Origin of the sequence: Acinetobacter venetianus RAG-1 = CIP 110063 (assembly GCF_000368585.1) — a bacterium.
In the GTDB taxonomy this organism is placed as follows: domain Bacteria; phylum Pseudomonadota; class Gammaproteobacteria; order Pseudomonadales; family Moraxellaceae; genus Acinetobacter; species Acinetobacter venetianus.
The window spans coordinates 1,138,077-1,149,361 of record NZ_KB849558.1 but is presented as its reverse complement, the minus strand read 5'-3'; the positions used below and the strand labels follow the sequence as shown (position 1 = coordinate 1,149,361).

Genomic DNA, 11,285 nt, shown 5'->3' with positions numbered 1-11,285 from the left:
AATGTAAATTTTTGGAAATAAAAAGAGAACACTTATGTCCTCTTTTTATCAGTTTCAAAGCTTAGGCTTCTACAGTTTGAACTGCGATCTTTTTAGCTAGGTCAACTTTACGACGTACTGCTGGAACTGGTTCGCCGTGATATTGACGATCAGCAAAGTAACTTGAGCGAACCATTGGCGCAGACCAAATGTTACGGAAACCGAGTTTACGACCATGTTCAGCATAGCGCTCAAACTCTTCTGGTGTCACAAAACGGTCAATTGGAGCATGTTGCTTCGATGGTTGTAGATATTGACCAATGGTCACGTAATCTACATCGTGCGCACGAAGATCATCGAGTAATGCAATAACTTCTTCTTCAGTTTCACCAATGCCGACCATCAAACCACATTTAGTTGGGACATCAGGGCAGTATTCTTTAAACATTTTTAATAGATTTAAAGAGTGCTGATAGTCTGAACCAGGACGCATTGCCTTATACAGACGAGGAACAGTTTCAATATTATGATTGAAAACGTCTGGTGGGCATTCAGTCATGATACGTAAGGCAATATCCATACGACCACGGAAATCAGGAACCAAAATTTCTAATAATGTTTTTGGGCTTAACTCACGAGCTTCTTTAATACAGTCAACAAAATGTTGAGCACCACCATCTAGCAAATCATCACGGTCTACAGAGGTAATCACTGCGTATTTAAGACCTAGATTAGAAATGGTTTCTGCCATGTGACGTGGCTCATCAGGATCGAGAGCATTTGGTCGACCATGTGCAACATCACAGAACGGACAACGGCGAGTACAAATATCGCCCATAATCATAAAAGTCGCAGTACCACCACCAAAACACTCAGGTAGGTTAGGGCAGGCAGCTTCTTCACAAACAGTATGGAGTTTTTGCGAACGTAGAGTTGTTTTTATACGCTGAACCTCTTCAGGTGCAGTCATTTTGACGCGAATCCAGTCTGGTTTACGAGGTACTTCAACCGTAGGAATAACTTTAACAGGAATTCTTGCGACTTTTTCTGCGCCACGAAGTTTTATACCCTGTTCAGGTTTACGGTGTTCAGACATATATTTTCCACAACCTTTGACTTGAAATACTGGAATATTATAGTCAAATTTATAGGTTTTTAGGTTGAAAACAGGTATTCATTTTGAAAATGTGAATATATAAAAATATATGGTTGAGAAATACATCAACCCGCTGCATATTAGTTATCATATATTAAGCAATAAACGGTTAGAAATTAAAGGAGCTTTGAATGCCACGTAAGAAAGAGGTCGTTGGTGGGAACATTGTTAAATTTGATGCAGTAGTTCTCGGTTCTGGCCCAGCTGGTGAAGGCGCGGCAATGAAGCTAGCTAAAGCAGGTAGACGTGTTGCAATTGTTGATGTTCGTGATCAACTCGGTGGTAACTGTGCACACGTAGGTACAATCCCAAGTAAGGCATTGCGTCAAACAGTATCAAGTATTATCCGTTATCAACGTGATCCAATGTTTCAAAAAGTAGGTGAATGGAAACAATTCACTATGAAACAAGTATTACGTAATGCTCATAAAGTGATTCAACAACAAGTAGATACGCATACTCGTTTCTATGATCGCAACAAAATTGATGTATTTCACGGTCGTGCATACATCCAAGATAAAAATACTGTTTTGATCTTTGGACCAGATGGAATCAAAGACACGATCATTTGCAAGCAAATTGTGATCGCAACAGGAAGTCGCCCTTATCAACCTCAAGGTTTAGATTTTACGCATCCACGTGTTTTTGATTCGGACAAAATCCTTGATTTGGATTTCGCAATTCAAAAAATCATCATTTATGGTGCAGGCGTTATTGGTTGTGAATACGCGTCAATTTTTATCGGTTTAGATCACAAAGTTGATTTGATCAATACTCAGCAAAAATTATTAAGTTATTTAGATGATGAAATCGCAGATGCGCTTTCTTATCACTTACGTGAACAAGGTGTATTGATTCGCCATAATGAGCAAATTGATCGACTTGAAACTTTTGATGATCATGTCGTTCTGCATTTATTAAGTGGTAAGAAAATCAAAGCGGATGCGATCCTATGGTGTAATGGTCGTTCAGGAAATACCGATGGTCTAGGTTTGGAAAATGTTGGTTTAGTGCCGAACAGCCGTGGTCAATTAACGGTAAATGATCAATATCAAACTGAAGCAGAAAATATTTTTGCTGCAGGTGATGTAATCGGTTGGCCATCACTTGCTTCAGCAGCATATGACCAAGGGCGCTGTGCTGGTGCTAACATGGTTGGCGAAAAGAATGTTAAACCAATCAAAGATGTGCCGACTGGAATTTATACCATTCCAGAAATTTCTTCGATCGGTAAAACTGAACAAGAGCTAACTGAAGAAAAAGTACCATATGAAGTAGGTCAGGCATCTTTCCGTCATTTAGCGCGTGCGCAAATTACGGGGGATACTGTTGGCGAATTAAAAATCTTATTCCACCGCGATACATTAGAGGTGTTAGGTATTCACTGCTTTGGTAACAATGCGGCTGAGATTATTCACATTGGTCAGGTCGTTATGCATAGCCCAAACAATACCTTAAAATATTTTGTAGAAACCACATTTAACTACCCAACCATGGCTGAGGCATATCGTGTGGCTGCTTTGAATGGTATGAATCGACTATTCTAAGCGATACAGACATTGTAAGATTAAAATGCCAATCTATATGATTGGCATTTTGCTATTTGTTTTGGATAAAAAAGGTTGATATGAAAACTCAAAAAAATAATTTAGTAATCGTTGCAATTATAGTTCTACTTATTGCCACATATTTCGGTATAGATTTAAAACAAAACGCATTAAATAATTCTGATCTTCAGGATTCTGCGCAACAACTTAGCATAGATGATCAGCAAAAGATCATGCAAGCTTATCAGCAGCAACGCAGCAATATTCAAGCTCAATCCAGAGGTGAAGTAAAAGCAATCTTGGCTGATGATAATGAAGGTTCAAGACATCAAAAAATGATTCTTAAACTAGAAAATGGTTTAACCGTTCTGATTGCGCACAATATTGATTTAGCGCCAAGAATAGAGGGGCTTAAAAAAGGAGATATCGTTGAGTTCTACGGTGAATATGAATATAGCGAAAAAGGTGGTGTTATTCATTGGACTCATCATGATCCACGCGGAAAACATATTGATGGATGGCTGAAATATAAAGGAAAGGTATATCAATAATACCTTCCCTAAATTTTAATTTTTTAAATATGCGCTAAATTAGCTTGTAAGCGCCAATTTTTGACGAGATTTCCATTTAGGTAGGATTTTAGCTAAATAAGCATCCATACACCATACAGGGCCGATCAGGAGGAACTGGAGGTCTTTGAAGAATGAAGGTTTCTTGCCTTCAACTTTGTGACCATAAAATTGTCCAATCCAAGCAATCACAAAAACGCCGATATAAAATCCAACACCTACAGGTAAAATCACAATCAACCAAGCCATTACAGCAAGTAAAGCTGCCATAGCAACAGCTAAAACGATATCTAAACGAGCATAGAATACTAAAGTAAGTACAAGCAATAATGCGGTAAGTAGCATACTAAAATGGGAGAGAATACCAATTATTGAAAATAGAATAGCAGGGACGCATACCCAGTGAATTTTCTTATTGGTTTGATTTTGGTGACTATCGCTATACTCATCAAACCATTCATCTATTGATTTCACAGCACGCACTCCTTGCAATAATGACAATGTGTTATGTCATCAATATACCGAAGAATTTAATAGCGGTCAAAAATAAAACAAGAAGCTGAAAAACATAAAAGCCACTTTAATAAGTGGCTTTTATTGGTTGAGTATCCAAACTTAAAAATTAAGAGTTTGGACCATCGACACGTTCAATACTTACATTACCTGTACCTGCACTAGACATACCTAGTTGCTTCGCAGCGGCATAAGAAAGATCTAACACACGATTACCATGGAATGGCCCGCGATCATTTACTTTTACAACTACGCTTTTACCATTGTCTTTATTTGTTACGCGGATGTAACAGTTTAAAGGAAGGCTACGGTGCGCAGCAGTCATTGCATTCATATCGAATGTTTCACCACTTGCAGTTTTACGACCATGGAATTGACGACCATACCAAGATGCAACGCCATTTTGGGTAAATTTACGAACGGTGTTTGAAGCAACAGTATTCAGTTTTTCAATCACTGAAGGCTCTTCTTCAGGGATATCGATCTTTGCAGCAATCGTCTGGCGACGGACTTTGTCACCTGAACTCTCAGTGATTGAAAGACTATTAACGTTAGAGAAACGAGAATTAAAATTTTGAGAATCTTTGCTTAGAACGCGTGCAGCTAGGTTGGAACCTTCCACATCATTAGTTAATGATGAAGATTGTACCATTTCTGCATGTAACGGGCTTAAACTTAAGCCTGCCGTCAGCGCTAGAATATATTTTAGCGAAAACTGCATTGTATAAACTCCTAGAGATCATGCTTTTCTATTTCAAAAAACCACCTTGAAATATAGTGCACATGTCTAATTATTCACTTTTGCAATTACTTTAACTTGTGGCGATAATATTCAGCGCTTACGAAGTGTGTCTAGTCTTTAACGATAAATAGTTACAAAAAGGGCAAAAACTTACAGTTTTGGATTAAAAAATAACCAATATTGTAACAAAATATGAATTTTGCTGATTGTTTAAACTTTTTTAATTAAAAATTTATTGACTTTTCAGAATGTTGTGAAAAAGCTAGTCTATCGACTAGCTACTTCTGTGCCTAATAACCATACTGCAGTTGCATACATACGGCTTTTGTTGTAGGTCGTTATCACTTGGAAATTAGGATAAGTAATATAGTAAATTGGACCAAATTGATCTTGCAGTTGGATGACATTTACCAAATCTAAATCATCAATTTTTACAAGTGGATCAATAGGCGCAATACCTAATCTTTTCAACTCTCCGTAAGGAGTTGGTTGAGTTAAATCCTTTGCAATTATACTATCTGGGTTATTGCCTAAGTAGCGTGCTTGAAAGCCAATTGGTCGATCACGTTGCCAACCATGTTGAGCTAAATAGTTTGCAATAGAACCAATTGCATCAACGGCAGAGTTTCTTAGATCAATATGACCATTTCCATCATAGTCGACACCAAGCTTCTGAATATTACTAGGCATAAACTGTGGATAGCCAATCGCACCAGCGTATGAACCTACAATACTATTTGTTGGATAGCCTTCTTTATAAGTCCAAGAGATAAGCGCAGCTAATTCATCACCAAAATACTCAGCACGGCGTGGGTAGCCAAAAGCAAGTGTTGCAAGTGCATCTCGAGTAATGAAAGAGCCTTTATTTGCACCGTATCCAGTTTCTACACCTAAAATACCCAATATGACTGCTTTAGGGACACCAAATTGCTGTTCTGCGCGATTGAGCGCATCTTCATACTGACCTTTAAAGCGAGCACCACGTTGAATTGTACCTTCAACTAAAAACATAGAGCGATATTCATACCAAGGTTTACTTTCACCTGGGCGAGTCATAATATTTAAAATATTAGGTAAGTTGCGAGCACCACTCATTGCTGCATCAACTTGCTCACTACTCAAGCCATATGTTGTCATCGCTTTTTGTTTAAAAGCTGGATAATTCGGATTAGTATAAAACTCGTTTGCTTGTGCCCAATTACTGCTCAAAAATAAGCTGGCACCTAAAGTCAAAAATTTAAAAGTTTTATTGAAAGTTTGATGAAACATATGTTTTTTAAGTTCCTCATTATCGGTGTGTATGAATAGACATAACCAGTCCAAAAGTAGACATCAGTGTGATGATTGCAGTACCGCCATAGCTCATAAAGGGTAAAGGCACACCTACAACAGGTAAAATACCACTGACCATACCTGCATTTACAAATACATAAACAAAAAACGACAAACCAAATGCACCCGCAACTAAGCGACCATAGTTATGGAAGCTTTGTAAACCGATTTGGAAAGTTCTAATAATAATCGCACAATAAAGCAGAATAAGTAGGGTAACACCAATCAAGCCAAACTCTTCAGAATAAGCTGCAATAATAAAGTCGGTATGTCCTTCTGGTAAGAAGTGAAGATGTGATTGCGTACCTTCTAAGAAACCTTTGCCTGAAAAACCACCTGAACCAATAGCGGTTTTCGATTGGATAATATTCCAACCTGTACCTAGTGCATCCGCCTCAGGGTTAAAAAGCGTTAAAACACGTTGACGTTGATAATCATGTAGTAAAAATTCCCAAGCGATCGGAATAATTATGCCTGCAGCGCCCGCGGCAGCAGCGATCAATTTCCATGAAAGTCCACTTAAAAACAGGACAAAGATTCCACTTGCAAGTACAAGTAATGAAGTTCCTAAGTCAGGTTGTTCAGCGATTAATAAAAACGGAACAACAATCAGCATTAAAGAAAGGATGACCTGAGAAAAGCTCGGTGGTAATGCTTTACGTGAAAGAAACCATGCAATCATCATTGGCATGCCGATTTTCATGAATTCACTGGGTTGTACACTACCAAAACCAGGAATATCAATCCAACGTTGAGCGCCCATGCGGACTTCACCAAATATCATCACAGCCAGTAATGATAAAACCCCAAAGATATAAAAGTAGGGGGAAAATGCCTGATAAACTTTTGGGGGGATCTGAGCCAAGCTAAACATCACGACAAAGCCAATAGCGAAACTAATTGCTTGTTTAGTGACTAGTCCAACGTCTTGGGCGGAAGCACTGTATAAAACAGTCAAACCAAGCATTGCATTTAGAATCAAAAATAGACAAAGCCAAGGATCAATATGTAGCTGTTGCCATCGGGAAGGCTGGGTGGCTGTACTTAAACCATCACGAGGGGCTTGACGTAAAAATTTGTATTGTGAACTTGGTGCCATGCGATTCTAAATCTAGTCAATCAACGCTTCGCGAATGCTAACATAAACGCTGATTTAGACAATGCAAATTTAGAAATTGTGACATTTATATCGACTTTATTCTTATAAAAATTGCTACAAAAAAGGCGACCATTTTACAATGACCGCCTCTTTATAAATCACAGCTTATTTTTGAACCAATAACTGATCAAAGTGCTTTGTGAATACATCAAGTTCAGCTTGGCTGAGGCTTGGAATTAATTTCTTAATCACAATATGAACAGCTGTTTCAACACCACTTGTTGCAACGCTTGCTACACCACGTTTTACCATGCCGAGACCCAATGTTTTATTGAAGTCTGTCATAAAGTGTTGAATTAAAGCATCAGCAAAAGCTTTAAACTGCTTTGTTAAAGCTTCACGTTGTTCTTTGCCATTTCCAGCTGCAACTTCCGCAAAACTTTTCTTCATGTCTGCCACAAGGCTATCAGGAAGAACTGCACCGATACGTTGCTGACCTTCATTGTCAACGAACAAGCTTTTTTCCATGAATGCTAATGATTCTAGAACTTGCTCATTTGATGCTTTGCCTAAAAGCTGTTTCATCAAAGTTTCAACAATGCCACGAATTTTAATCGCAAGTCCTTCAGTCGTATCTCGTTTTTCGCTTGGTGGAAATTGTTGCACCAAATGAACGAGCATCGTGTCAATTAACTCATCTGTAAGTTGAAGAGAAATTTTGTCACGTAAAGGGTATTGTGGCTCTTTACTATCACGATTTGCTTGCGCAAGTTGAATATCCTGACTCAAACTTGCTGACGGAAGAATACCGAAATAACTGGTCATTGAAGAACGTCCTCTATATCAAATTTATTCGTTTTATTGTCGCGCCAAGCGAATTGGCTCGGGCATCCATGACAAATCAGATACTCGACAAGGATTAATATCTAAACCACCACGTCGAGTATAAGTTGCATAGACCATAAGCTTTTCAGGTTTCAAAAGTTGCCAAATATCAGAGAATATTTGTTCAACGCATTGTTCGTGGAAACCATTATGCTGACGGTACGAGATAATATAAGCTAAAATGCTGCGATAACAAGGTTTTTTACCTTGAAAACGAATAAAAACAGTCCCCCAGTCGGGTTGACCAGTAACTGGACAGTTACTTCTTAACAGATGTGAATATAGCTCAATTTCAACATGATCATCTGTTGTTTGATCAAGTTGTAATAATGTTGAATCTGGATGCTCAGATAAACGCTCAGGAATCAAATCATCAATACAAATACCTTTAGGTTTAGAAATTTCTAAATCATCGACTTGAAATAAATCTAATTTGATTTGAGCACCGGCAGCATTTGATAAATCACGTTCAACTGTTTCGATGAATATTTGTTTTGACTCGAATTGTGTGAAGTTTAAACTGTTAAAATACAGCTTAAGTGATTTAGATTCGATTAAGTTGGGCGAACTTGCAGGCAGTGTTATCCGACCAATCGCAACTTGAGGTAGTCCAAGTTGATTGAGCCATGAAATTTCAAAAACATGCCACCAGTCTTTACCTTGGGTGATACCCTCAATATGTGCATATTGCTTGCGCGATTCTGCACGGGCGATTGGAAATAAAACCTCTGGCTGATATTGAGTAGGGTATTGGGTGTCTTTCCCCAATAAAGAATGTTCAACACTCATTCACGCATTCCTGAACCACGAGCTAATAAATGATATGCAACTGCATAGAGGACAACACAACAAAGGGTCACAACACCTAGAGAGAATGCAACATTCACGTCACTGTGACCTAGAATGCCAAAACGGAAGGCATTGACCATATACACAATTGGATTAATTAAAGAGACATTTTGCCAAAAAGGGCTTAAAGCACTGATGGCATAAAAAACTCCACCTAAATAGGTAAGTGGTGTCAATACGAATGTCGGGATAATCGAAATATCATCAAACGATTTCGCATAAACAGCATTAATAAAGCCACCAAGCGAAAATAATAATGAAGTAATAATGACTGTATATATAGTCACAAAGAGGTTGTAAATTTCTAAATGAGTAAAGAATAGACTCATGATGGTTACGATTAAGCCAACCAACACACCTCGACAAACACCACCTATAACATAACCCCAAAGAATTAAATGTAATGGTACGGGGCTCATGATCAGTTCTTCAATGCTCTTTTGAAATTTTGCACTAAAGAAGCTGGAAGAAACATTAGCATAACTATTGGTAATCACTGCCATCATAATTAAGCCAGGTACAATGAATTGCATGTAGCTAAAGCCACCCATTTCACCGATGCGAGAACCAACTAAATTACCAAAGATCACAAAGTACAAACTCATCGTGATCGCTGGTGGAAGTAATGTTTGAGGCCAGATTCGCATAAAGCGACGAATTTCTTTAACAACTAGAGTCCACAGTGCTGTTTTTAATTGATTGAAGTTCATTGATCTGCTCCAGCAAGATTTTTCTCAACCATTTTTACGAACAATTCTTCTAAACGGTTCGACTTATTACGCATACTGCTAACTTGGATATTTTGTGATTGAAGTAATAAGAATAAGTCATTCATGCTATGAGCCTTATCCATTGTAACTTCTAATGTCACTGGGTCGATGAGATTAAATTTAAAACCAATAATGTTGAAATTGATGGATGTAATTGGATCTGCTAGGTCAAATATAAATGTTTCTTCATTGAGCTGATTGAGGAAACCTTTCATAGTGGTATCTTCTTTAATGACGCCACGATCAATGATCGCAATACGGCGACATAGCATTTCAGCTTCTTCTAAATAATGCGTTGTGAGAATAATGGATGTCCCTTTTTCATTCATTTCGATGAGGAAATCCCACATTGAACGACGTAACTCAATATCTACACCAGCGGTAGGCTCATCAAGAATAAGAAGTTTTGGTTCATGCATCATTGCGCGTGCAATCATCAGACGGCGTTTCATACCACCAGATAACATACGTGATTGGATATTACGCTTATCCCATAAACCTAATTTTTCTAAGTATAGTTCAGCACGTTGTTCTGCTAACTTTTTAGGAATTCCGTAATATCCAGCTTGGGTCACTAAAATATCGAATGTTTTTTCGAATTGACCAAAGTTAAATTCCTGAGGAACAACACCAAGACATTGTTTTGCATGAGAGGGGTGGGTATCTAAGTTATGACCAAAAATCTCAACTGAACCAGATGTTTTTTTAGTTAAAGAACTGATGATACTAATCGTAGTCGACTTTCCTGCACCATTGGGCCCCAATAAGGCATAAAACTCACCTTCAGGTACAGTTAGATCAATACCTTTTAACGCCTGAAAACCATTACGATAAGTTTTGGACAAATCACTCAATACCAAAGCATCAGTCATGAACGTCTCACGTTGTTAAATATGATGGGTATTTTGAGTGATATAAAAAAATAAACCAAGTAGAAAAATAGGTTTATGGCGTGTTAAAAACAGAACGATTACAGAGATGGGCAAACCATCTATTTTATTTATCTTAGTTGACCAAATCTGGATAGTCATCTGTGGTAAGCACTTTGAAAGAAAATTTGAGATATTTAGCCTAAGCGATTATTAATAATCAAAAGTGTGACATTTTTTGCCATATCGAGACTTGTGTGGTTATTTATGTTTTAAATGTGGTTTAACTTATTAATAATTATGAAAAATTAATTGAAATCACATCAATTATCTACAATGATAAATATTGATCATTTATTATTCATTCTAGGGGGTAGATCATGATTGATGTGCAATATTCTGAAAATGTCTCGATTCACCAGTTATCTGATAACACATTCTTATTAAAAATTAATGATGTAAAGGTTTATCAGTATTTACTGATGCAATGCGGAAAGGAATTTGGTTGGGAGCGTTCGATACAGAAATCACAAAGTTTTTTAAATGGTGATATTGAATATCAAATTAATGTTTCGGAAATTCCTTTAGAAAATTTTGGGAAAGATTTTTTTATGCTAGAGCCAGAGTTTCTTAATAATATTGCTAAAAGCTAACTATTTGTTTTAAAAGTACTTAGCTAAAACATTTGATATTAGACAAGTCAGATGAATCATCTAAACGATGACAAACGTTATCATATCGCATTAATTAATACTGTAAAATTTCTAAATCATCTAAACGATGACAAACTAAATTAAATTAATTCACCTAGAATAGTGTATTTTCTAAATCATCTAAACGATGACAAACTTTAGAGCTGATAATAATGGATGTCGGATGCTTTTCTAAATCATCTAAACGATGACAAACTGATTACTCAACAAGCGGGAACTGTTCCTGCATTTCTAAATCATCTAAACGATGACAAACTCAGCA

At 37.3% G+C, this 11,285-nt stretch carries 12 protein-coding genes; 3 read left to right on the top strand and 9 right to left on the bottom strand.

What is annotated here, in order from left to right; translation table 11 throughout:
* Positions 1 to 61 precede the first annotated feature (61 nt).
* Positions 62 to 1,075 carry a lipoyl synthase gene (lipA, locus tag F959_RS11005; protein ID WP_004880149.1) on the bottom strand — a complete coding sequence of 338 codons (1,014 nt, stop codon included), beginning with the start codon at positions 1,073 to 1,075 and terminating at the stop codon, positions 62 to 64.
* A 191-nt stretch (positions 1,076 to 1,266) separates the two neighbouring features.
* Between lipA and sthA the strand changes: the two genes are divergently transcribed.
* Both sthA and F959_RS10995 read left to right on the top strand, forming a co-directional pair.
* Positions 1,267 to 2,682 (top strand): Si-specific NAD(P)(+) transhydrogenase, encoded by a 1,416-nt coding sequence (gene sthA / locus F959_RS11000; RefSeq protein ID WP_004880147.1) that lies wholly within the window; start codon positions 1,267 to 1,269, stop codon positions 2,680 to 2,682.
* A gap of 80 nt (positions 2,683 to 2,762) precedes the next feature.
* Complete coding sequence (locus F959_RS10995) at positions 2,763 to 3,233, top strand: DUF3465 domain-containing protein (protein WP_004880146.1); 471 nt, start codon at positions 2,763 to 2,765, stop codon at positions 3,231 to 3,233.
* Positions 3,234 to 3,272: 39 nt separating this feature from the next.
* Here F959_RS10995 and F959_RS10990 read toward each other — a convergent pair whose 3' ends face one another.
* The 8 genes from F959_RS10990 to F959_RS10955 all read right to left on the bottom strand — a co-directional run bounded on the left by F959_RS10990 (position 3,273) and on the right by F959_RS10955 (position 10,313).
* Complete coding sequence (locus F959_RS10990; protein ID WP_004880144.1) at positions 3,273 to 3,725, bottom strand: Mpo1 family 2-hydroxy fatty acid dioxygenase; 453 nt, start codon at positions 3,723 to 3,725, stop codon at positions 3,273 to 3,275.
* Positions 3,726 to 3,873: 148 nt separating this feature from the next.
* Positions 3,874 to 4,485, bottom strand: a complete 612-nt coding sequence (locus F959_RS10985; RefSeq protein WP_004880143.1) for a septal ring lytic transglycosylase RlpA family protein — start codon at positions 4,483 to 4,485, stop codon at positions 3,874 to 3,876.
* 288 nt (positions 4,486 to 4,773) lie between these two features.
* Entirely contained in the window at positions 4,774 to 5,775 is a 1,002-nt protein-coding gene (gene mltB / locus F959_RS10980) for a lytic murein transglycosylase B (RefSeq protein ID WP_004880141.1), read from the bottom strand.
* A gap of 19 nt (positions 5,776 to 5,794) precedes the next feature.
* On the bottom strand, positions 5,795 to 6,937 hold the full coding sequence (gene rodA / locus F959_RS10975) for a rod shape-determining protein RodA (RefSeq protein ID WP_004880139.1): 1,143 nt from the start codon (positions 6,935 to 6,937) through the stop codon (positions 5,795 to 5,797).
* Between the two features lie 165 nt (positions 6,938 to 7,102).
* The gene (locus F959_RS10970) at positions 7,103 to 7,762 is read right to left on the bottom strand and encodes a hypothetical protein (protein ID WP_004880138.1); all 660 of its coding nucleotides are present in this window, start codon (positions 7,760 to 7,762) and stop codon (positions 7,103 to 7,105) included.
* Positions 7,763 to 7,795: 33 nt separating this feature from the next.
* Complete coding sequence (gene queF / locus F959_RS10965; RefSeq protein WP_004880135.1) at positions 7,796 to 8,611, bottom strand: NADPH-dependent 7-cyano-7-deazaguanine reductase QueF; 816 nt, start codon at positions 8,609 to 8,611, stop codon at positions 7,796 to 7,798.
* Complete coding sequence (locus F959_RS10960; protein ID WP_004880132.1) at positions 8,608 to 9,381, bottom strand: ABC transporter permease; 774 nt, start codon at positions 9,379 to 9,381, stop codon at positions 8,608 to 8,610. Before F959_RS10960 ends, queF begins: the two co-directional genes overlap by 4 nt.
* Entirely contained in the window at positions 9,378 to 10,313 is a 936-nt protein-coding gene (locus F959_RS10955) for an ABC transporter ATP-binding protein (protein ID WP_004880131.1), read from the bottom strand. The genes F959_RS10960 and F959_RS10955 overlap by 4 nt, the downstream gene beginning before the upstream one ends.
* A gap of 377 nt (positions 10,314 to 10,690) precedes the next feature.
* Here F959_RS10955 and F959_RS10950 point away from each other — a divergent pair, with 377 nt between their 5' ends.
* The gene (locus tag F959_RS10950) at positions 10,691 to 10,963 is read left to right on the top strand and encodes a hypothetical protein (protein WP_004880128.1); all 273 of its coding nucleotides are present in this window, start codon (positions 10,691 to 10,693) and stop codon (positions 10,961 to 10,963) included.
* Positions 10,964 to 11,285 lie beyond the last annotated feature (322 nt).

Bases quoted from the DNA above. Each gene is read 5' to 3' on its own strand.
- lipA (WP_004880149.1), bottom strand. From the start codon at position 1,075: ATGTCTGAACACCGTAAACCTGAACAGGGTATAAAACTTCGTGGCGCA.
- sthA (WP_004880147.1), top strand. From the start codon at position 1,267: ATGCCACGTAAGAAAGAGGTCGTTGGTGGGAACATTGTTAAATTTGAT.
- F959_RS10995 (WP_004880146.1), top strand. From the start codon at position 2,763: ATGAAAACTCAAAAAAATAATTTAGTAATCGTTGCAATTATAGTTCTA.
- F959_RS10985 (WP_004880143.1), bottom strand. From the start codon at position 4,485: ATGCAGTTTTCGCTAAAATATATTCTAGCGCTGACGGCAGGCTTAAGT.
- mltB (WP_004880141.1), bottom strand. From the start codon at position 5,775: ATGTTTCATCAAACTTTCAATAAAACTTTTAAATTTTTGACTTTAGGT.
- rodA (WP_004880139.1), bottom strand. From the start codon at position 6,937: ATGGCACCAAGTTCACAATACAAATTTTTACGTCAAGCCCCTCGTGAT.
- F959_RS10970 (WP_004880138.1), bottom strand. From the start codon at position 7,762: ATGACCAGTTATTTCGGTATTCTTCCGTCAGCAAGTTTGAGTCAGGAT.
- queF (WP_004880135.1), bottom strand. From the start codon at position 8,611: ATGAGTGTTGAACATTCTTTATTGGGGAAAGACACCCAATACCCTACT.
- F959_RS10960 (WP_004880132.1), bottom strand. From the start codon at position 9,381: ATGAACTTCAATCAATTAAAAACAGCACTGTGGACTCTAGTTGTTAAA.
- F959_RS10955 (WP_004880131.1), bottom strand. From the start codon at position 10,313: ATGACTGATGCTTTGGTATTGAGTGATTTGTCCAAAACTTATCGTAAT.
- F959_RS10950 (WP_004880128.1), top strand. From the start codon at position 10,691: ATGATTGATGTGCAATATTCTGAAAATGTCTCGATTCACCAGTTATCT.